Consider the following 22,486-nt stretch of genomic DNA (forward strand, 5'->3'; position numbering starts at 1 on the left):
AAATTCATCGCCTCGAGCGCCCACGTCGACGAAGCTGCCATCGCCCCGCTGCCCAACTCGAGCAAGATCTACATTGCCGGCTCGCGTGACGACATCCAGGTACCGATGCGCGAAATCCGCCAGAGCGACACCCCGGCCTCTTTCGGCGCCGAGCCCAACCCACCGATCTACGTCTACGACTGCTCCGGCCCCTACTCCGACCCCGCGGCGAAGATCGACATCCGCTCCGGCCTGCCCGCGCTGCGCGCGCGCTGGATCGAGGAACGCGGCGACACCGAGGTGCTGCCCGACCTCTCCTCCGAGTTCGGCCGCATCCGCGCCGCCGACGCCAGGCTCGACGAGCTGCGTTTCCCGGGCCTGCACCGCAAGCCGCGTCGCGCCAGGACGGGTGCCAACCTCACTGGCAACGTCACGCAGATGCACTACGCCCGCCGCGGCATCGTTACCCCCGAGATGGAGTACATCGCCATCCGCGAGAACATGAACCGCAAGGCCTATATCGAATCGCTCCTGGCCGCCGGCCCCACCGGCAGCAAAATGGCCGCGCTGCTCGGGCGCCAGCATCCGGGCCAGCATTTCGGCGCCTCGATCCCGGCCGAGATCACCCCCGAGTTCGTGCGCGACGAGGTTGCCCGCGGCCGCGCGATCATCCCCAACAACATCAACCACCCCGAATCCGAGCCGATGATCATCGGCCGCAACTTCCTGGTGAAGATCAACGCCAACATCGGCAACTCGGCGCTGGGCTCGTCCATCTCGGAAGAGGTCGACAAGATGACCTGGGCCATCCGCTGGGGCGGCGACACGGTGATGGACCTCTCCACGGGCAAGAACATCCACGAGACCCGCGAGTGGATCATCCGCAACTCGCCGGTGCCGATCGGTACCGTACCCATCTACCAGGCGCTGGAAAAGGTCGACGGCAAGGCCGAAGATCTGACCTGGGAGATCTTCCGCGACACCCTCATCGAGCAGGCCGAACAGGGCGTGGACTACTTCACCATCCACGCCGGCGTGCTGCTGCGCTACATCCCGCTCACCGCCAACCGCATGACCGGCATCGTCTCGCGCGGTGGCTCGATCATGGCCAAGTGGTGCCTGGCACATCACCAGGAGAGCTTCCTCTACACCCATTTCGAGGACATCTGCGAGATCATGAAGGCCTACGACGTGGCCTTCAGCCTCGGCGACGGCCTGCGTCCGGGTTCGATCTACGACGCCAACGACGAAGCCCAGCTGGGCGAACTCAAGACCCTGGGCGAGCTCACCCAGATCGCGTGGAAGCACGACGTGCAGGTGATGATCGAGGGCCCCGGCCATGTGCCGCTGCACATGATCAAGGAGAACATGGACCTGCAGCTCGAGCAGTGCCATGAGGCGCCCTTCTACACCCTGGGGCCGCTGACCACCGACATCGCCCCCGGCTACGACCACATCACCAGCGGCATCGGCGCGGCCACCATCGGCTGGTACGGCACCGCGATGCTGTGCTACGTCACCCCCAAGGAGCACCTCGGCCTGCCCAACAAGCAGGACGTCAAGGAAGGCATCATCACCTACAAGCTGGCGGCGCATGCCGCCGACCTGGCCAAGGGCCACCCCGGTGCGCAGATCCGCGACAACGCACTCTCCAAGGCGCGCTTCGAGTTCCGCTGGGAAGACCAGTTCAACCTCGGCCTCGACCCCGACAAGGCCAAGGAATTCCACGACGAGACCCTGCCCAAGGACTCGGCCAAGGTCGCCCACTTCTGCTCGATGTGCGGCCCCCACTTCTGCTCGATGAAGATCACCCAGGACGTGCGCGATTTCGCCACCCAACAGGGCATCAGCGAAATCGATGCGCTGAAGAAGGGAATGGAGGTGAAAGCGGTCGAGTTCGTCAGGAGCGGCGCCGAAGTGTATCGGAACGTGTAAAGCGGTCGAGTTCGTCAGGAGCGGCGCCGAAGTGTATCGGAACGTGTAGTCACCACGCCTGCCATTGCGGGACAAAAACGGGCCGAAAACGGCCCGTTTTTTTGTCCTCTGGACGCTGTCAGGCGAGCTGTCCCCGCATCCGCTCGGCCCGCTCAGCCGGTGCCGGGTGAGTCGCCAGCCAGCCGCCGCCGGAGCCGCCGGAAAGCTTGTCCAGCTTCTCGAGCGCGGAGACGACTGCCTGCGGGTTGTAATGCTTGCCTTTCACGAAAGCCATTGCGTAGTCATCCGCTTCGTTCTCGTTGCTCTGGGAATGCTGCGCACGTACGACCTTCTCGAACAGTTCGCCCAGTTGCGAATCGGCCAGCACGGCCGCCCTGCCCCCGCTCGCCGACACCGCTTCACGCAAGCCCCCGGCAGCCAGCGCCAATTGCAGGCGCTTCTTCGAATGCCCTGCCTTGATGTGCCCCATTTCATGTCCGATGACGTAGCGGATCTCATCGTCCGTCATCAGGTCCATCAGACCACTGTAGATCCTGACCGACCCGTTCCCCATGGCAAAGGCGTTGACTTCCCTGGTCTGATAGACCTTGAAATCCAGCGTCAGTCCGTCATGTTTGCCCAGCCCCTTGGTCAGCGCTACGAGACGCTTTCCATATGAGGTTCCGGCCCCGGCGATCCGGCTTTGTGCGTCCATCTGCTTACTCATCTGCCCATAGTAGGCCTTGAGGTCGGCATCGCTGAGCGTCGCCGCCCCGGCAAGTGACTTCGCAGCCCCCAGGGCGCCGGCAAGATCGAAAGCCGAGACCGGCGCAGCGGCAGAAATACCAAGCGCAAGAAGGCAACGGCGAAGGGCATCGCGTCGATTCATGAATCATCTCCAGACATGCAATTGACAATGTCCGCATATGATGACATCAACTTCAATAAACCCAAAATAAATAATCACCATCTGCAATGCCCGGACAGCATTCCTGTCGCACCGGAAAGACAATGTGCCTACGTGCCCGCCTAGTGACGATGCGCTTGCAGATCAACGCGCTCGCGCAATGCGCCGAGCTTGACATAGAGCGTACTGCGCGAAATTCCGAGCGCCCGCGCGGCTCGGGACATGTTTCCTTTAGCATTTGAAATCGCCGCAAGAATGGCTTGGCGCTCAAGATCCTCGAGGCGGGCGCCGTCCAACAGTCCGTCATTCGCAGTACTTGCCTGCGCCTCGCCCGTGGCGGTCGCGAGCAACTCTTCCGGGAGAGATGCAAGCTCGATCACCCCTCCATCGCTGAGCGCAAACACACCTTCGAACACGTTCTGCAGCTCGCGCACATTGCCTGGCCAGCGATAGCGCAGAAAGGCGAGGCGGACCTCAGCCGAAACCGGCTTGACCGGACAGCCGTATTTCTGAGCAAGGCGCTCGTTCAGGTGATCCACGATCCGGTCGATGTCAGCGGGGCGCTCTCGCAGTGATGGCAGCCGGATGCTGGTCACGCACAGACGGTGGAAAAGGTCTTCGCGAAAGCGGCCTGCAGCGACTTCGCCCCGCAGGTCACGGTTGGTGGCAGCGATGATGCGGACTGTCACCTGGCGCTCACGCGAATCTCCCAGCCGCACGACGATGCCGTCCTGCAGCACACGCAACAGGTGGGGCTGCATATCCAGCGGCATCTCGCCGATCTCGTCGAGAAACAGTGTGCCGCCGTCGGCGAGTTCGAACTTGCCCGGCAAACCATGGCGACGCGCCCCGGTAAAAGCGCCCTCGACGTAGCCGAACAGCTCGCTGGCCAGCAGTTCGCGGGTCAGTGCACCGCAATTCACCGCCACAAACGGTGCATCTGACCTGACATCCGCCCTGTGGATGGCGCGTGCAAATACTTCCTTGCCGACACCGGTCTCACCCAGCAGCATGACCGGCAGATCCAGCGGAGCAAGGCGTCGCGCACGGTCCTTTGCGGCAAGCAACGCTGCGGATTCGCCCACGATGTCGGCAAACGGGTCGGTCTCCGCACATCTGCCGTCTTCACGCGGCGCAGACGCGCTCGCCGCGGCGACCCTGGCCGCCACCTGCGCCAGGGGGATGATCAACACGCAGCCCAGCTCACCCGACGCATCGCCAAGCACCTTCAGCCAGTCGCGCCGCAGCCACTGAGGCATCCTGATCGCGCGCTCGTCAGCCGACAGGCCAAGGTCGAGCGCGTCGATCCGCGCGCCCACGATGGACGGAATCTGGACACCGTATTGCTCTCGAGCCTGCTGCTGGCGACCGTTGCTCTTGAGCAATCGCCCCCGCCTGTCGAACAGCGCGACGAAGTCGCTCCCATAACGAACGAAGCAGTCCATCGACTGATCGAACAGACGCGCCTGCAGCTCGCGCTCGCGACTGGCCAGCACGGCTTCGACCTGCTTGGCCGCCGCGATGACCAACCCGAGACTGTGGCCGTGGAAGGTGTCCTTCACACCGGAAACATCGATCACGCCCAGCAGGGTCGTGCCCGTATGGTCGAGAATCGGCGCCGCCGCGCAGGTCCAGCGCTTGACATCGAGGCAGTAATGCTCGCTCGCATAGATCTGTACCGGTGCCTGTGCGGCGATGGCGGTACCAATCGCGTTGGTACCCATCACCTTCTCGTCCCACCGCCCGCCGGCGGCCAGATTGACCTGCTCCCCGGCATGGCGGGTCTTCGTGTCACCGTGCAGATCGATGATGGTACCGCAAGGATCGGTCAGCATGATGATGCTGCCCGAGGCCTGCAGCACTTCCTTCAAACCGACCAGCACCGGATGTGCTGCATCCTGCAATTGCCGATGCTGTTCGCGCAGCAGCCTGATGCGGGCATCGTCCGCCGCGGGTGCGGCGTTTCGCGCGGGGTCGACGGCGACCGAGCGACAGCGTCGCCATGATTCGAGCACCACTTCGCGAACCGGCGCGTCGACGAGCGGATCGTTGTGCACAAACCGCTCCCAGGACGCTGCGACGGCGCTCTCATTGCCTGTACGCGGAATCATGGGGTGTAAGGAACGCATGTCGTCATGGCCAATGCCCTGTCGCTCGTGTGGTGATCGCAGCTTTCAAGCTAATGCCTCGCCCCATTCAAGTCAACAAAACCCTTATCAGATCAATGACTTGTGCGGCGCACCATCCAGCCGGCGCACTGTCCGGCGTCCGGACAGTTCTGTCCAGCTGTCCGGATTCCGGACACCCCGGTCCAGCTCGTTCGAGAATCGGACGGAGGTCATAAAAAAAATTAAACCATTGATTCAATTCGCGATTGACCAACCTGAACCGGTTCGGTGCGCCGACTGGTACGGCCCTTGCGCTGACTGATTCGGGGGGACACCCCGGACGATAGAGACACCACGACACCGGACACAGGAACGGTAGCGGACACAAGGTGTTTTCAGGTCCAACACACCAATGACAGGAGGCGACATGCAAGTCCAGGACTCAACCGTACAGGTGATGGGCATCGATGCCGGCGGCACGATGACAGACACCTTCTTCGTTCGCGCCGACGGGCGCTTCGTAGTGGGCAAGGCGCAAAGCAATCCGGGCGACGAATCACTGGCCATCTTCAATTCATCCGAAGATGCACTGGCGCACTGGAACCGCACGGTAGACGACGTCTATCCGGAACTGGCGACCTGCGTCTATTCCGGCACCGCCATGCTCAACCGCATCCTGATGCGCAAGGGGCTCGACGTCGGCCTGATCTGCAACCGCGGCTTCGAGCAGATCCATTCGATGGGGCGCGCCCTGCAAAGCTACCTCGGCTACGCGCTGGAGGACCGCATCCATCTCAACACCCACCGCTACGACGACCCGCTGGTGCCGGTGTCGCGCACCCGCGGCGTCACCGAGCGCACCGACGTGCAGGGCAAGATCGTCATTCCGCTGCGCGAGGAAGAAGTCCGCCAGGCGGTGCGCGAGCTGGTCGAGGCGGGATCGCAGGCCATCGTGATCTGTCTGCTGCAGTCACACAAGAACGAAGCCAGCGAGCAGCGCGCACGCGACATCGCAAAGGCGGAACTGCAGGCGCTGAAGGTAGACATTCCGGTTTTCGCCTCGGTGGATTACTACCCGTCGCGCAAGGAAAGCCACCGCATGAACACCACCATTCTCGAGGCCTACGGCGCCGAACCCTCGCGCCAGACGCTGAAGAAGGTCAGCGACCGCTTCAAGAAACATGGTGCCAAGTTCGATCTGCGGGTGATGGCCACGCACGGCGGCACGATCAGCTGGAAGGCCAAGGAGCTGGCCCGCACCATCGTCTCCGGCCCCATTGGCGGCGTCATCGGCTCCAAGCTGCTCGGCGAATACCTCGGCGACGAGAACATCGCCTGCTCCGACATCGGCGGCACCAGCTTCGACGTGGCGCTGATCACCAAGGGCAATTTCGCCATCAAGTCCGACCCCGACATGGCCCGCCTGGTGCTGTCGCTGCCACTCGTCGCGATGGATTCGGTCGGCGCCGGCGCCGGCAGCTTCGTCCGTCTCGATCCGTACAGCAAGTCGATCAAGCTCGGCCCCGACTCCGCCGGATACCGCGTCGGCACCTGCTGGCCGGAAAGCGGGCTGGACACGGTCTCGGTGTCCGACTGCCATGTGGTGCTGGGCTACCTCAACCCGGAGAACTTCCTCGGTGGCGCGATCAAGCTCGACGTGCAGCGCGCCCGCGATCACATCAAGGCGCAGATCGCCGACCCGCTCGGCCTGTCGGTCGAAGATGCGGCCGCCGGCGTCATCGAACTGCTCGACCTCACCCTGTCCGAGTACCTGCGCGCCAACATCAGCGCCAAAGGATACAACCCGGCCGAGTTCACCTGCTTCTCCTACGGCGGCGCAGGACCGGTACACACCTATGGCTACACCGAAGGCGTCGGCTTCAAGGACGTTGTGGTGCCGGCCTGGGCGGCGGGCTTCTCCGCCTTCGGCTGCGCCTGCGCCGACTTCGAGTACCGCTACGACAAGTCGGTGGATCTGGGGGTTGCGCAGTTCGCTGCCGACGCCGACAAAGCCGCGGCCTGCGCCAGCCTGCAGGAGGCGTGGAGCGAACTCGCGGTCAAGGTGATCGAGGAATTCGTCATCAACGGTTACAAGGCCGAAGACGTGTTGCTGATTCCCGGCTACAAGATGCAGTACATGGGTCAGCTCAACGACCTCGAGATCGTGTCACCGGTCACCAGCGCCGCTACCGCCGACGACTGGAACAAGATCATCGACGCCTTCGAGACCACTTACGGCCGCGTTTACGCCAACTCGGCACGGTCGCCAGAACTGGGCTTCTCGATCACTGGCGCCATCCTGCGCGGCATGGTCATGACGCAGAAGCCCGTGCTGCCGGAGGACCCGGACGCCGGCCCGACCCCGCCGAAGGAAGCCTATCTCGGCACCCGCCCGTTCTACCGCCACAAGAAATGGGTGGAAGCCTCGCTGTGGAAGATGGAGTCGCTCAAGGCCGGCAACCACATCATGGGGCCAGCCATCATCGAATCCGACGCCACCACCTTCGTCGTGCCCGACGGCTTCGAAACCACGATCGACAAGCATCGCCTGTTCCATCTCAAGGAAGTCCGGTAATCACCGGCCACCCCGGGACTGACGGCACCCCTGCGGGGGCCCGTGCCGACGTCCAGGGGACCAATCAACTGTGAGGAGACAAATCATGAACATGATGAGCCACAAGGAAATGGGCATCGGCAACCTGCTCGAGAGCGGCCTGACGCTCAAGCAGCATCGCGATGCCATCATTGCCCGCACCCAGGCCACCGGCTACTACAACGGCCTGGAAAAACTGGAGCTGCGCGACAGCGACCCGATCGGCTACGAGAAACTGTTCTCAAAGCTGCGCGGCGGTCTGGTACATGCCCGCGAAACCGCGAAGAAGATCGCGGCCAGCCCGATCGTGGAGCAGGAAGGCGAGCTGTGCTTCACGCTGTACAACGCCGCTGGCGACTGCGTGCTGACCTCGACCGGGATCATCATCCACGTCGGCACCATGGGCGCGGCGATCAAGTACATGATCGAAAACAACTGGGAAGCCAACCCCACGATCAACCCCGGTGACATGTTCACCACCAACGACTGCGCCATCGGCAACGTCCACCCCTGCGACATCGCCACCATCGTGCCGATCTTCTGGGAAGGCAAGCTGATCGGCTGGGTGGGCGGCGTGACTCACGTCATCGACACCGGCGCGGTCACGCCGGGCTCGATGTCCACCGGCCAGACCCAGCGCTTCGGCGACGGCTACATGATCACCTGCCGCAAGACTGGCATCAACGACGAACCGCTGCGTGACTGGCTGCATGAGTCCCAGCGTTCGGTGCGCACGCCGAAGTACTGGATTCTCGACGAGAAGACCCGCATCGCCGGCTGCCACATGATCCGCGAACTGGTGGAAGACGTGATTCGCGCAGACGGTCTCGAAGCCTACGAGAAGTTCTCGCATGAAGTCATCGAAGAGGGCCGCCGCGGCCTGATGAGCCGGATCAAGGCCATGACCCTGCCGGGCAAGTACCGCAAGGTGTCCTTCGTCGATGTGCCGTACAAGCACGACGACGTGCAGGTCTCCAACGCCTTCGCCAAGCTCGACTCGATCATGCATTCGCCGTGCGAGATGACGATCAAACCCGACGGCAAGTGGCGGCTCGACTTCGAAGGCGCCAGCCGATGGGGCTGGCACACCTTCAACGCCCACCAGGTGGCCTTCACCTCGGGCATCTGGGTGATGATGTGCCAAACCTTGGTGCCGACCCAGCGCATCAACGACGGCGCCTATTACGCCACCGAGTTCCACCTGCCCAAGGGCACGTGGTGCAACCCGGACGACCGCCGCACCGGCCATGCCTACGCCTGGCACTTCCTGGTCTCGGGCTGGGCCGCGCTGTGGCGTGGTCTCGGCCAGTCCTACTTCAGCCGCGGCTATCTCGAAGAGGTCAACGCCGGCAATGCCAACACCTCCAACTGGCTGCAGGGCGGCGGCATCAATCAGGACGGCGAGATCCACGCAGTCAACAGCTTCGAAGCCTCCAGTTGCGGCACTGGCGCGTGCGCGGTGAAGGATGGCCTCAACCATGCGGCCGCCATCTGGAATCCGGAAGGCGACATGGGCGACATCGAGATCTGGGAAATGGCCGAACCACTCCTGTATCTGGGGCGCAACGTCAAGGCCAACTCGGGCGGCTACGGCAAGTATCGTGGCGGCTGCGGCTTCGAAACCCTGCGCATGGTGTGGAACGCCCAGGACTGGACGATGTTCTTCATGGGCAACGGCTTCATGAACAGCGACTGGGGCATGATGGGTGGCTATCCGTCGGCTACCGGCTACCGCTTCGAAGCGCACAAGACCGGCCTCGAGCATCGCATCGCCATCGGCGACTCCCTGCCCCTGGGCGGCGACATCGACCCCACGCGCCCGGACTACGAGCGCCACATCGACGCCACCGCCGTGGTCAAGCGCGACAAGCAGTGCATCACCACCGAGGACTGCTACGACAACCACGACCTCTACCTCAACTACCTGCGTGGCGGCCCCGGCTTCGGCGATCCGATCGACCGCGAGCCCAAGGCCATCGAGAACGACCTCAACCAGAAGTTCCTGCTGCCGGAGTACGCGCAAAAGGTCTATGGCGCGGTGTTCTCCGAGGATGCCAAGGGCGTGTTCACGGTCGACGTCGCAGCCACCCGACTGCGTCGCGCGGAGATGCGCAAGGAACGTCTGGCACGCGCGCTGCCGACCCGCGAGTGGATGAAGGAAGAGCGCGAACGCATCCTCAACAAGCACGCGTCGGTGCAGGTGCAGCACATGTTCGCCACCAGTTTCGCGCTGTCGGAGAAGTTCACCAACGAGTTCAAGGCGTTCTGGAGCCTGCCGGCCGACTGGACCCTGCTCGAAGAAGAACTCGGCGTACCGACCTATGGCTCGAAGCACCGCATGGACCTGTCGCTAATGCCGGACGTCACCACCGTCGTCCAGGTCGAAGAATGACCTCCGCCAAACCACATTGCTGAATCAAGGAGCACGAAATGTCTTCATACACGAATGAACAGGTCGCACACCTGGTTGACGGTTCGCTGGACTGGGAAACCACCTTCCGCATGCTCTCCATGCCCAAGGACAACAGCCGCTTCGAGCAATACGTCAATGCCTTGCAGAAGAAGGTCGGCTTCAAGGACCGCATCGTCCTGCCGCTGGGGCCCCACATGCACATCGTGCAGTCGGCCAAAACCAAGCAATGGCTGATCAAGTGCGACTGCGGCCACGAGTTCTGCGACTACCGCGAAAACTGGAAGCTGCATGCCGTCATCCATGTTCGCGACACCGAGGAAGCCATGACCGAGGTGTACCCGAAGCTGATGGCGCCCGACACGCAATGGCAGGTGTATCGCGAATACTACTGCCCGACCTGCGGAGCGATGCACGACGTCGAGGCGCCGACCCCGTGGTATCCGGTAATCCATGACTTCGAGCCTGACATCGAGGCCTTCTACAAGGAGTGGGTGAACCTGCCGGTTCCCGAACGGGCCGACTGAGCCTTGAAGCAGGCGGGGGCCGAAGGCCCAGCCCCCGCCTGCCCACTGCATTGGAAAAACCGTCAGGGGACTTCACGACATGAACAAAGTGTATGCCAATAGCACAGCCGCACTCGACGGCCTGCTCTTCGATGGCATGACCGTCGCCGCCGGAGGCTTCGGCCTGTGCGGCATCCCGGAAAATCTCATCAAGGGCCTGCTGGACGCCGGCACCCGCGAACTCACCATCATAGGCAACAACGCCGGTGTGGACGACTTCGGCATGGGACCGCTGCTCAAGACCCGCCAGGTGAAGAAAGTCGTCGCGTCATACGTCGGCGAGAACAAGGAGTTCGAGCGCCAGGTCCTGGCCGGTGAGCTGGAGCTGGAACTGGTGCCCCAAGGCACGCTGGCCGAGCGCCTGCGCGCAGGCGGCGCAGGCATCCCCGGCTTCTATACCCGCACCGCCTATGGCACCCTGCTCGCCCAGGGAAAGGAGACGCGCGAGTTCGACGGATTGAACTACGTCCTGGAGCCCGCCATCCGTGCCGACGTCTCCATCGTCAAGGCCTGGAAAGGCGACCATGCCGGCAACCTGGTGTTTCGCAAGACCGCGCGCAACTTCAACCCGATGATCGCCACCTGCGGACGGGTCACCATCGCCGAAGTCGAGGAACTGGTCGATACCGGCGCGCTCGACCCCGATCAGATCCACGTGCCGGGCATCTACGTCGATCGCATCATCGAGGGCAGGAACTACCAGAAGCGCATCGAATTCCGCACCACCGCGGACGCCGCTCCCCCCGGCAAGCACGACCCGGCGCGCGAGCGCATGGCGCGGCGGGCAGCGCAGGAGTTGAAGAACGGCTATTACGTCAATCTGGGCATCGGCATTCCGACCCTGGTCGCCAACTACATTCCGCACGACATCCACGTCACCCTGCAATCGGAGAACGGACTGCTCGGCATCGGCCCCTTTCCGAACGCGGACGAGGTCGATGCCGATCTGATCAATGCCGGCAAGCAGACCATCACGAGCATTGCCGGCAGCAGCTTCTTCTCCAGCGCCGACTCCTTCGCCATGATCCGCGGCGGCCACGTCGATCTGTCCATTCTGGGCGGTCTGGAGGTCTCGGCAAACGGCGACCTCGCCAACTGGATGGTGCCGGGCAAGATGGTCAAGGGGCCGGGCGGCGCCATGGATCTGGTCTCCGGCGTTGGTCGTGTGATCGTGCTGATGGAGCACACCGCGAAGGACGGCGCGCCCAAGATCCTGCCCGCGTGCAATCTGCCCCTGACCGGCAAGGGCGTGGTGGACATGATCATCACCGAGCTCTGTGTCTTCGTGGTGAACGATGGCGGCGGCCTGACGCTTGCCGAGCTTCAACCGGGCGTGACGCTGGAGGAAGTGCAAGCGAAGACAGGATGTCCGTTCTCGCTTCCACGCCAGCTCGCATGGCGGCTCGCGCCCGAAATGCTGTCCTGAGATGACTTCGGGGCATGCGAAGGGTCTGAAGATGCGCCGACGGGTCATGGGCAGCGATTTCGTTGCCCATGCCGCGCGAAGTACCAGCGCGTTCAGCCGCCCGCTTCAGGACTTCATCAACGCACACGCCTGGGGCAGCGTCTGGTGCCGTGAAGGACTCGACCTCAAAACCCGGAGCCTGATCACGATTGCCATGCTGACCGCGCTGGGGCGTGGCCATGAGCTCGCGGGCCACGTGCGCGGCGCGCTGAACAACGGTGCAAGCCCGGGCGAGATTCAGGAAGTCCTGCTGCATTCGACCGTCTATTGCGGCGTACCACTGGCGGCCGAAGCCTTCCGTGTTGCCGAGCGCGTAGTCGGCGGCACACCCGACGGACGCGCCGGGCCCGGCGCCGGCACCCCCACGCCGCCCTGATACGGTCGCGTCCCGCACCGCGGGTCTTGCGCCGGGTCACGCGCCCGCACCGGGCCATCGTGCACCGACCACGGCAGGCCGCCCCTTCCCCGCGGCTCCCCCTGCGGCCAAATCCCGTGGCGAAACGCACGGCTGGGCGTCATTTAAAGGTAAACTTCCGCCTTTCGCCCTCGTGTCCTCGACCGCCCGACTGCCGTGCTGCCATCACTGCCCCACTCGCTGCAAACCGCCGCATGACCGTGTTCGACACCTATTCCGAAGCGGATATCGCGACCTGGCTCGGCCAGCGCGAGCTGGAAAAGGGGCGTGCCTACGTGCGCGCCACGAGCGATTTGCAACTCGAGGGCGAACTGCTGACAGCGCAGGTGCAGGGAACGGTGCGCCTGCCATACAGGGTTGCGATCCGGATCAATCCGCACCCGCTCGCCGGGCGCACACTGCTGTCGTCCTGCAGCTGTCCGGTGGGCGGCAGCTGCAAGCATGTGGCCGCAACCCTGATTGCGTGGCTCAACCGACGTCGCGACCCGAACCGCCCGCGCGAACAGGTGCTCGCCTGGGTGGACGCATTCCGGGCCGCGTCAGGTCAGTCTGCCGCCGTGGCTGCCCGCAATACCTCCACGACCCACGGTTTGCGCTACCTGATCCGCTTGCAGCCCGAAACCCGTCGATACGTCGTAAGCTGTTTCAAGGTCAGGCTCGACCGTCAGGGACAGATTCGCAGCGCGGAGAGCTGGAGCAACTTCGAGCGTGCGCTCGACGCGCCGCCTTCCTTCATCGACGACACCGACCTCGACATCCTGCGCCTGCTCTGGGCCCATCGTCCTCGCGGCATGCATGACGACACTGCGCTGCCGCTGGCGGGACGCAACGAACAAGCCTTGCTCGAGGCCCTGCTGGACAGCGGTCGAGTGCACTTCGACGACCTGATGAGTCCCGTGCTCACTGCCGCCGCCGAACGGCCCGGACAGCTCGAATGGATCACCACCAGCGACGGTCGCCGTGCGCCGGCGCTGCGCGTCGAACCACCGGCCGAACTGGTCATGCCGCTGGTGCCGCCATGGTATGTGGAGCGCAAATCGAACCAGGCCGGGCCCATCACGCTGCAAGCGCCGCCCGAACAGGTCGTCCGTCTGCTTGCGTTGCCACCGCTCACACCGGCCGAATCCGAACTCGTCGCCGAAACACTGCGTGAGCTGGCGCCGGCGCTGCCCGGCCCCGCCAGCAGCGACGCCCCCACGGTGCGCATCGGCGGCCCTGCCATTGCCGTGCTGCGCATTGGCTCGGCGGATGTATTCGGCGTCAGCTTCCGCAATTATCCGCGCTATGGCGTGGACATCTTCGACTACGCAACGCTGGCCTTCCGCTACGGCGCGCTCACCATCGACGCCCATGACACGGCCCTGTTCCATGCGCTGCCCGACGGACGCACCGCACGCCTCGAACGCGACGCCGAATTCGAAGCCGCCGCCGCGCGCCGCCTGACACGCTGCGGATTGAACACCGTGCCGCCAGGCAAGGTCCAGACCGGTTACGACCTGCTGCCACCCAACATGCTGGGCCTGTCCGAGGAAGAGGACTGGGCGCACTTCACCGCGCGCGAGCTGCCGCTGCTGCGGGCCGAAGGCTGGGAAGTGGACATGCCTGCGGACTTCCGTCACCACGCGACGGACATCGACGACATCGTGCTCGACGTCGACGAGGACGAGAACGGTTGGCTCGACATCTCACCCGGCATCGAAGTCGACGGCCGTCCGGTGGCACTCGCGCCGCTGCTATCGACCCTGTTTGCTCAAGACGGACGCTGGCTGTCGGGGGGCCTGGAGCAGATCGGCGACGACGAATCGATCTTTCTCCATCACGAAGAGCTGGGGCGGCTGCGCATCCCGGCCCGTCGCCTCAAACCACTGGTGCGCGCGCTGGTCGACCTGTTCGACAGCCCTGGCGACCCCATGCGTCTGCCCGCCTTCGACGCCGCTAGGCTGGCCGACCTCGAACTCCCGGGACGCGGTGCGGAGACCCTCGCTGCACTCGCCGCACGCATCCGCAACGCCGAAGGCATCAAGAGCGTGCGCACGCCGCGCGGTTTCAAGGCCGAGCTGCGCCCCTACCAGCTCGAAGGCCTGGCCTGGCTGCAGCATCTGGTACGACACAATCTCGCCGGCATCCTTGCCGACGACATGGGCCTGGGCAAGACCGCCCAGGCGCTCGCCCACCTGCTGACCGAAAAGCAGGCCGGACGCCTCGATCAGCCGGCGCTGGTCATCCTGCCGACCTCGCTGGTATTCAACTGGCAGGCCGAAGCCAAGCGTTTCGCGCCGCGGCTGAAGGTACTGAACCTGCACGGCGCCGACCGCCACGCCCGCTTCGACGAGCTAGACGGTGTCGATGTGGCGCTCACCACCTATCCTTTGCTGTGGCGCGATGCCGAAGCGCTGCAGGCGCGAGAATGGAGCCTGCTCATTCTGGACGAGGCGCAGACAGTGAAGAACGCCGCCAGCAAGGGGGCGCAGGTGATTCGACAGATTCGCGCCCGGCATCGCCTGGGCCTGACGGGCACCCCGCTGGAAAACCACCTCGGCGAATTGTGGGCGCAATTCGACTTTCTCCTCCCTGGCTTTCTTGGCGACCTCAAGCAGTTCACACGCGTCTGGCGCACGCCGATCGAAAAGCACGGCGACACCGTGCGCCGCGACCTCCTTGCCGCCCGCCTCAAGCCCTTCATCCTGCGCCGGCGCAAGGAGGACGTAGCGACCGAACTGCCCCCCAAGACCATCATCGTGCGCAGCGTCGCGCTCGAGGGCGGCCAGCGCGACCTGTACGAAACCGTGCGCGCAGCGATGAACGAGAAGATCCGCGGCGAGATCGCCAGCAGGGGATTCGCCCGCAGCCAGATCGTCATTCTCGATGCGCTGCTCAAACTGCGCCAGGTGTGCTGCGACCCGCGCCTGCTCAAGTCTCCCGCCGCGGCACGTGTCGCCGAGCGCGCCAAGCTCGACATGCTGATGGACATGCTGCCCGAACTGATCGATGAAGGCCGCCGCATACTGGTGTTCTCCCAGTTCACCCAGATGCTGTCGCTGATTGCCGCGGAGCTGGACGCAGCCCAGATCGGCTGGGTCAGCCTCACCGGCGACACCCGCGACCGCCGCATCCCGGTGGAGGATTTTCAGAAAGGCCGTGCGCCGGTGTTCCTGATCAGCCTCAAGGCCGGTGGCGTCGGCCTCAACCTGACGGCGGCCGACACCGTGATCCATTACGACCCGTGGTGGAATCCGGCGGCGGAGAACCAGGCCACCGACCGCGCCCATCGCATCGGCCAGGACAAGCCGGTGTTCGTGTTCAAACTCATCTGCGCCGGCAGCATCGAAGAGCGCATCCTCAACCTGCAGGACAAGAAAGCCGCACTCGCAGCGGGTGTGCTGTCGGAAGACGGCAACGCACTGGCGAAGTTCGGCGAAGCGGACATCGCGGCACTGCTCGCACCACTTCCCGCGGTCAGAAAATAGCACCTCCGCCGGGCGCGACCGAAGGGTGGCCGTCAGTCCTCAGGCACGGAAAGCGTTGAACAGGCTGTACCCGGCCCACGTCATCAGGACCGACCCCGCCACATGCACCACGAGGTGCGCGCCGAACCACATCCATGCGCCGCGCTGGGCAAGATGAAAAGCCTCTGCCGAGAAGGTCGAGAACGTGGTCAGCCCGCCGAGCAGACCGGTCGTCAGCATGAGCTTGACGGCTGGTGACAGGGACGGCTGCGAATGCACCAGTGCAAGTGCCAGCCCCATCAGGAAACCGCCGGCGAGATTTGCCACCAGCGTACCGAGCGGCACCAGGACAAATACGGGGTTGAGCAGCACACCCAGACCCCAGCGCAGCCACGCCCCGCATGCGGCGCCCAGGCCGACGGCGGCAAAAGCAGAAATATTCATGACCCGATTCCAGAATCTTTACCGCAGTCTATCAGCCGGCGGCGGGAGCCTGCGCCACCGCCACGGTATCGATAGCACTCTCCAGGTGCACGGTACGGGTGGGGAATGCAATTTCGGCACCATGACGGGCGACGATATCGGCAATCTTCAACATGACATCCTGCTTGACCTCGTGGAAGGCCACCCACCCCGTCGTCACCGTGAAGGTGTACACCATGATGTCCAGCGACGATGCCGCAAACTGGGTGAAATTGACGATCATGGTCTGCGCCTGGTCGATCTCCGGATGCTCACGCAGCATGCGCTTGATGTCGGCTACCACGTCCGCCACCTTGTCGATGTCCGCATAGCGCAAGCCTACCGTTTCATAGATGCGGCGGTTGCTCATGCGCGACGGGTTTTCGACCGTAATCTGGGTGAAGATGGCGTTGGGCACGTATAACGGGCGCTTGTCGAAAGTGCGGATGCGCGTCAGACGCCAGCCGATCTCCTCCACCGTCCCCTCGATCTCCTTGTCGGACGAGCGGATCCATTCGCCGACGACGAAGGGGCGATCCAGATACACCATCAGTCCGCCGAAGAAGTTCGCCAGCATGTCCTTGGCCGCAAAGCCCACGGCAATGCCGCCGATGCCGCCAAAGGCGAGCACGCCGGAGATCGAGAAGCCGAGGCTTTGCAAGCCCACGAGCACGGCGGTGATCAGTACCGACACACGTAACAGCTTGCCAATGGCGTCGACGGTGGTGCGGTCGATGGACTCGCCCCGTGCCATGCGCTGCTTGATCACCCCATCCTGCACGTTGGAGATGAAGCACACCAGGAACCAGGTCAGGCAGGCAATCACGCCCACCGTGCGGATCGGACCCACGGCTTCGAACAACGCGGCATCGGCATGGCTCTGGACCATGCGCGCGGCGAAGGCAAGCCCGATGATCCAGGCCATCAGCGCCATCGGCTTGCGCGCCGCGGACACCAGCGCATTGTCCCAGGGGGTCGCCGTCAGGCGGGTGCGCTCGTCGAGTCGCGCCAGCACACGGCGCAGAAAGAAATTCGCCACCACCACCGCCAGTACGACGATGAAGACCTGCAACACAAGTGCCAGCAAGGCATCGCCACCAGTCAAGCGGGCCAGCCAGCCGTCCAGAAATTCGGGGTTCATGAGTCACACACGACAGGAAAACACCCGCCATTGTACCGAAGCCCTGCGGCCTGCCCGGACACGATCAGCCGCCAAGCGCGGTGCATCGGCTACAATTTCGCCCAGACGCCAGATCAACCCGGTGCAGCCCGCACCGCAACCCCGGATCCGCCCCACTCGATGAACCCGAATGACACCAAGGCCACAGCGGCCCCTGCAAGCAATTTCATCCGCAACATCATTGACGAGGACAATCGCAGCGGCAAATGGGCCGGCCGCGTGGAAACCCGCTTTCCGCCCGAGCCCAACGGCTACCTGCACTATGGTCACGCCAAGTCGATCTGCCTGAACTTCGGCCTCGCCGAAACCTATGGTGGCGCATGCCATCTGCGTTTCGACGACACCAACCCGGAGAAAGAGGAGCAGGAGTACGTCGACTCGATCATCGAGGCCGTGCAGTGGCTCGGTTTCGGCTGGGGAAAGCACCTGTACTTCGCCTCCGACTATTTCGACGTCATGTATGCGTGCGCGGTGTCGCTGATCAAGGCCGGCAAGGCCTACGTCGATTCGCAGTCGGCAGACGAAATGCGTGCCAATCGCGGCACACTGACCGCACCCGGCATCGACAGCCCCTGGCGCAACCGCAGCGTGGCGGAGAACCTCGATCTCTTCGCCCGCATGCGCGCGGGCGAGTTCGAAGAGGGCAGCCATATCCTGCGGGCGAAGATCGACATGGCCAGCCCCAACATCAATCTGCGCGATCCGGCGATCTACCGCATCCGCAAGGCCACGCATCACCGCACCGGCGACAATTGGTGCATCTATCCGATGTACACCTTCGCCCATCCGATCGAAGACGCCATCGAAAGCGTGACCCATTCGATCTGCACGCTCGAATTCGCCGACCAGCGCCCGTTCTACGACTGGCTGCTCGATGCGCTGGCCACGGCCGGGCATTTCCCCCGCCCGCTGCCGCAGCAGATCGAATTTGCCCGCCTCAACCTGACCTATGTCGTGCTTTCCAAGCGCAAGCTGATCCAGCTCGTCGACGAAGGTCATGTCGACGGCTGGGACGACCCGCGCCTGCCGACCCTTGTCGGCGCACGCCGCCGCGGCTTCACGCCCGAAGGCTTCCGCCTGTTCGCCGAGCGCATCGGGGTCTCCAAGGGAGACGCCTGGATCGACATGAGTGTGCTCGAGGAATGCATGCGCGAACACCTCAACGACAGCGCACCGCGCCGGGTGGCAGTGCTCGACCCGCTCAAGCTCGAGCTGACCAATTATCCTGTCGGCGACAGCGAGTTGTGCCATGCCCCGAACCACCCCCTCAAACCCGAACTGGGTAAGCGCGAAATGCCGTTCGGGCGGGAACTGTGGATCGAGCGCGAGGATTTCATGGAAGAGCCTTCCAAAGGTTTCCATCGTCTCTACCCGGGCAATACCGTGCGCCTGCGCTACGGCTACGTGGTGAAATGCACCGGTTTCGAAAAGGACGCCGAAGGCCGTGTCACCAAGGTGCTGGCCGAATACATGCCCGATTCGAAGTCGGGCACTCCCGGCGCCGACAACTACAAGGTCAAGGGTAACCTGCACTGGGTATCGGCCGAGCGCGGCTACGCGACCGAGATCCGCCTCTACGACCGCCTGTTCGCGCATCCGCATCCGGGTCAGCGCCGCGAAGGCGATGCCGAGGGCATGGAGCGCAATTTCCTTGACGACATCAATCCGGAATCGAAGCAGGTCCTCACCGCCTGGCTCGAACCTGCGCTGCGGGCGGCCCGTGCCGAAGAGCACTTCCAGTTCGAACGCCACGGCTACTTCGTGGCCGACCGTGTCGACTCACAGGACGGCAGCCCCGTGTTCAACCGCACCGTGACGCTCAAGGACTCGTGGGCCAAGGCGGGGCAGAAGGGGCGCTGAGACAACGGTGAAGGCGGCGCCCGCAAGCGGGCGCCAACCTGCGGCGCAGAACGACACAGCTGCCCATTCGACGCACTGACGGATTTCCAGCCATGAAGATCACCCGCGGCGTGTTCTACATTGTCATCGTCTTGATCATGCTCGGTGCGACCGCGTGGTGGTTTTCAAGACCGAAGCCGATTCCCGTGCAGGTTCACGAAGTCGGCCGCGGCCGGGTCGAAGCGAGCATCGCGAACACCCGTGCCGGCGAACTCGAAGCCTGCCAGCGCACGAAGATGTCCACCATCGTCGGCGGCCGTATCGAGGACCTGCTGGTCAAGGAGGGCGACCGCGTCAAGGCCGGACAGGTGATGATGAGGTTGTGGAACCAGGACCTCGACGCCCGCCTCGACATCAACCGCGCCCAGCTGGCAAGCGCGGGGCGCAGGCAGCAGGAATCCTGTGCCGTTGCCGACAACGCCGAGCGCGAGGCCGAACGCCAGGCCATGCTGGTCAAACGCGGTTTCGTCTCTGCCAGCGCAGAGGACAAGGCCCGTACCGAAGCCCGGGCGCGCCGCGCCGCCTGCGAAACCGCGCGCGCCGACATGGCCACCGCACGGGCGCAGATCGCCGCGACCAATACCGATCGCCAGCGCACGATACTGGTTGCCCCCTTCGACGGCACTGTCGCCAAGATCACCGGCGAACTCGGCGAGTACGCGACGCCCTCGCCGCCCGGCGTGCCGACCCCCCCCGCGATCGATCTGATCGATGATTCCTGCCTCTATGTGAAAGCCCCCATGGACGAGGTCGACGCGCCCAAGATACGGCCCGGTCAGACCGTGCGCATCAGTTTCGAGGCACTGCCGGGCACCATCTTCGCCGGCCACGTGAAACGCATCGCGCCCTACATCACCGCAGTCGAAAAACAGGCCCGGACGGTCGAGGTCGATGTCGACTTCGACGAGCCGGCACAGGCACACGGCCTGCTGGTGGGCTATAGCGCCGACGTCGAGATCATCCTCGCCACCCGCGACGACACGCTGCGCGTCCCCACTGCGGCACTGCGCGAGGGCAGACGGGTGCTGATCCTGGGTGAAGACGGCGTCCTCATCGAACGCGAACTGAAGACCGGCCTCGCCAACTGGGAGCAGACCGAAGTGCTCGAGGGCCTGAGCAGTGGCGAGCGCGTCGTGACCTCGCTCGAACGCGAGGGCGTCAAGGCCGGCGCGCTTGCGATTGCGGACGGCAGTGCGCGCTGAGCGCTGGACGGCAGCGGCCATGGCACAGATCGAACTGTCCGGCATCGAGCGCACCTTCACGCTGGGCGACAGTGAGGTCCATGCGCTGGACAAAGTTTCGCTGCGCATCGAGGCCGGCGAATACGTTGCGGTGATGGGGCCTTCGGGCTCGGGCAAGTCCACCCTGCTCAACCTGCTCGGCCTGCTCGACCGCCCCGACGCCGGGCACTATCTGCTCGAGGGGCGCGATGTAACCACGCTGTCGGCGGACGAGCAGGCCACCGTGCGGCGCGCCCGCATCGGCTTCGTATTCCAGAGCTTTCATCTCGTCCCCCGCCTGACCGCCGCGGAGAACGTGGCCCTGCCGCTGATGCTGGCGGGCGTGCCCGCGCACGAGCGCACCCCGCGCGTGGCGCGGGCACTGAAGGATTTCGGCCTGCAGGCGCGCGCCGACCACCGCCCGGAAGAGCTCTCCGGCGGGCAGCGCCAGCGCGTGGCCATCGCCCGCGCCACCATCATGCAACCCGCGGTCCTGCTGGCCGACGAGCCCACCGGCAATCTCGATCGCCATACCGGGGAAGAGGTCACCGCGCTGCTCGAGGCGCTCAACGCCGACGGAACGACACTGATCGTGGTCACGCACGACCCCGCGATGGGGGGGCGCGCGCGCCGTCGCCTGATGATGGAAGATGGCGCCCTGCGCCAGGACCTGCGCGCCGGCGCCGCCACATCGCCGACCGCCGCGCCGACATGACTTCCGCCGACACCCTGCGCTTTGCCGCCCGCGCCGCGCTCGGCTACCCCCTGCGCACCTCGCTGATGGTGCTTGCAATGGCGATCGGGGTGGCTGCGGTGGTCGTGCTGACCGCACTCGGCGATGGCGCCCGGCGCTACGTGGTCGGCGAATTTGCCTCGCTCGGCGCCAATCTCATCATCGTCTTGCCCGGCCGTAACGAAACCGGTGGTGTCAATGCGGGCAGTTTCGTGACCAGCACGCCGCGCGATCTCACGGTCAGCGATGCGACGGCCCTGCTGCGTGCGCCGCTGGTCAGTCGCATCGCGCCACTGTCGGTGGGCAACTCCGAGATCTCCGTTGGCGGCAAGCTGCGCGACGTCATGGTGCTCGGCACCAACGCCGACTACATCGACATCCGCCAATATCACATGGCGCAGGGCCAGTTCCTGCCACGGGAGGAACTCGGCCGCGCAAGTGCAGTGGCCGTCATCGGCGACAAGATCCGACGCGAGCTGTTCGGGGCGACGGCCGCCGTGGGCCGCATGATCCGTGTCGGCGACAATCGCCTGCGCATCATCGGCGTGCTGGCGCCCGCCGGTCAGGGTCTGGGCATGAGCACCGACGAACTGGTGATCGTGCCAGTCGCCACCGCCCAGGCCATGTTCAACACCAACACGCTGTTCCGCATCATGGTCGAGGCCCGCCATCGCGATGCCCTCGCGCCAGCGCAGAAGCAGCTCGAAGACATCCTGCGTGCCCGTCGCGAGGGCGAACTCGATGTCACCCTCATCACCCAGGACGCGGTGCTGGGCACCTTCGACCGCATCCTCGGCGCCCTGACCCTTGGCGTAGCCGGGATCGCCGCGATCAGCCTGGCGGTGGCCGGCATCCTGGTAATGAACGTGATGCTGGTGGCCGTGACCCAGCGTACGGGCGAAATCGGACTGCTCAAGGCCCTTGGCGCCACCGGCCGCGACATCCGCCTCGCCTTTCTCAGTGAGGCTGCGCTGCTATCCATCGCCGGCGCTCTGGTCGGCTATGGTCTCGGCCACCTCGGCGCCTGGGGCATTCGTCTGGCCTACCCGGTGTTGCCGGCGTGGCCACCGAACTGGGCGGTCGCCGCCGGCCTGGGCACTGCACTGGGCACCGGCCTGTTGTTCGGCGTGCTGCCGGCGCGACGCGCATCGCGGCTCGATCCGGTACAGGCGCTGGCAAAGCGATAGAC

The 22,486-nt window shown here is 64.6% G+C and carries 15 protein-coding genes and 1 pseudogene; 12 read left to right on the forward strand and 4 right to left on the reverse strand.

What is annotated here, in order from left to right; translation table 11 throughout:
- The first annotated feature begins 6 nt into the window (after nt 1–6).
- Nucleotides 7–1,914: a phosphomethylpyrimidine synthase ThiC gene (gene thiC, locus J5J83_RS10870; RefSeq protein WP_349251949.1), complete on the forward strand. Its 1,908-nt coding sequence runs from the start codon at nt 7–9 to the stop codon at nt 1,912–1,914.
- Nucleotides 1,915–2,032: 118 nt separating this feature from the next.
- On the opposite strand, the gene J5J83_RS10875 is transcribed toward thiC, so the two are convergent.
- On the reverse strand, nt 2,033–2,782 hold the full coding sequence (locus tag J5J83_RS10875; protein ID WP_212349000.1) for a M48 family metallopeptidase: 750 nt from the start codon (nt 2,780–2,782) through the stop codon (nt 2,033–2,035).
- Between the two features lie 140 nt (nt 2,783–2,922).
- On the reverse strand, nt 2,923–4,857 hold the full coding sequence (locus tag J5J83_RS10880) for a sigma-54-dependent Fis family transcriptional regulator (RefSeq protein ID WP_349251884.1): 1,935 nt from the start codon (nt 4,855–4,857) through the stop codon (nt 2,923–2,925).
- 478 nt (nt 4,858–5,335) lie between these two features.
- Between J5J83_RS10880 and J5J83_RS10885 the strand changes: the two genes are divergently transcribed.
- From J5J83_RS10885 to J5J83_RS10910, 7 genes and pseudogenes are all read left to right on the forward strand, one after another.
- Complete coding sequence (locus J5J83_RS10885; RefSeq protein WP_212349003.1) at nt 5,336–7,483, forward strand: hydantoinase/oxoprolinase family protein; 2,148 nt, start codon at nt 5,336–5,338, stop codon at nt 7,481–7,483.
- A gap of 85 nt (nt 7,484–7,568) precedes the next feature.
- Nucleotides 7,569–9,893, forward strand: coding sequence for a hydantoinase B/oxoprolinase family protein (locus J5J83_RS10890; protein WP_212349005.1), 2,325 nt, complete (start codon nt 7,569–7,571; stop codon nt 9,891–9,893).
- Between the two features lie 38 nt (nt 9,894–9,931).
- Nucleotides 9,932–10,438: an acetone carboxylase subunit gamma gene (locus tag J5J83_RS10895; RefSeq protein WP_212349007.1), complete on the forward strand. Its 507-nt coding sequence runs from the start codon at nt 9,932–9,934 to the stop codon at nt 10,436–10,438.
- 79 nt (nt 10,439–10,517) lie between these two features.
- Nucleotides 10,518–11,192: pseudogene (locus J5J83_RS23245) on the forward strand (CoA transferase subunit A); the annotation flags it as partial.
- Nucleotides 11,193–11,249: 57 nt separating this feature from the next.
- Complete coding sequence (locus tag J5J83_RS23250) at nt 11,250–11,903, forward strand: 3-oxoacid CoA-transferase subunit B (RefSeq protein ID WP_249115957.1); 654 nt, start codon at nt 11,250–11,252, stop codon at nt 11,901–11,903.
- A 1-nt stretch (nt 11,904) separates the two neighbouring features.
- A complete protein-coding gene (locus tag J5J83_RS10905) occupies nt 11,905–12,318 on the forward strand; it encodes a carboxymuconolactone decarboxylase family protein (RefSeq protein WP_212349011.1) in 414 nt (137 codons plus the stop codon).
- 233 nt (nt 12,319–12,551) lie between these two features.
- On the forward strand, nt 12,552–15,824 hold the full coding sequence (locus J5J83_RS10910) for a DEAD/DEAH box helicase (RefSeq protein WP_212349013.1): 3,273 nt from the start codon (nt 12,552–12,554) through the stop codon (nt 15,822–15,824).
- A 39-nt stretch (nt 15,825–15,863) separates the two neighbouring features.
- Here the strand turns inward: J5J83_RS10910 and crcB are convergent, their stop codons facing one another.
- Both crcB and J5J83_RS10920 read right to left on the reverse strand, forming a co-directional pair.
- Complete coding sequence (gene crcB, locus J5J83_RS10915) at nt 15,864–16,247, reverse strand: fluoride efflux transporter CrcB (protein WP_212349015.1); 384 nt, start codon at nt 16,245–16,247, stop codon at nt 15,864–15,866.
- Between the two features lie 31 nt (nt 16,248–16,278).
- Nucleotides 16,279–17,406: a mechanosensitive ion channel family protein gene (locus tag J5J83_RS10920; protein WP_212349017.1), complete on the reverse strand. Its 1,128-nt coding sequence runs from the start codon at nt 17,404–17,406 to the stop codon at nt 16,279–16,281.
- A 159-nt stretch (nt 17,407–17,565) separates the two neighbouring features.
- On the opposite strand from J5J83_RS10920, the gene J5J83_RS10925 reads away from it, so the two are divergent.
- The 4 genes from J5J83_RS10925 to J5J83_RS10940 all read left to right on the forward strand — a co-directional run bounded on the left by J5J83_RS10925 (nt 17,566) and on the right by J5J83_RS10940 (nt 22,484).
- A complete protein-coding gene (locus J5J83_RS10925) occupies nt 17,566–19,305 on the forward strand; it encodes a glutamine--tRNA ligase/YqeY domain fusion protein (RefSeq protein ID WP_212349019.1) in 1,740 nt (579 codons plus the stop codon).
- A gap of 92 nt (nt 19,306–19,397) precedes the next feature.
- Nucleotides 19,398–20,546, forward strand: coding sequence for an efflux RND transporter periplasmic adaptor subunit (locus J5J83_RS10930; RefSeq protein ID WP_212349021.1), 1,149 nt, complete (start codon nt 19,398–19,400; stop codon nt 20,544–20,546).
- Between the two features lie 19 nt (nt 20,547–20,565).
- Nucleotides 20,566–21,279 carry an ABC transporter ATP-binding protein gene (locus J5J83_RS10935; protein WP_212349023.1) on the forward strand — a complete coding sequence of 238 codons (714 nt, stop codon included), beginning with the start codon at nt 20,566–20,568 and terminating at the stop codon, nt 21,277–21,279.
- Nucleotides 21,276–22,484: an ABC transporter permease gene (locus tag J5J83_RS10940; protein ID WP_212349025.1), complete on the forward strand. Its 1,209-nt coding sequence runs from the start codon at nt 21,276–21,278 to the stop codon at nt 22,482–22,484. The genes J5J83_RS10935 and J5J83_RS10940 overlap by 4 nt, the downstream gene beginning before the upstream one ends.
- The last annotated feature ends 2 nt before the right edge of the window (nt 22,485–22,486 follow it).

This window comes from Azoarcus sp. L1K30, from assembly GCF_018122735.1.
GTDB lineage: Bacteria > Pseudomonadota > Gammaproteobacteria > Burkholderiales > Rhodocyclaceae > Parazoarcus.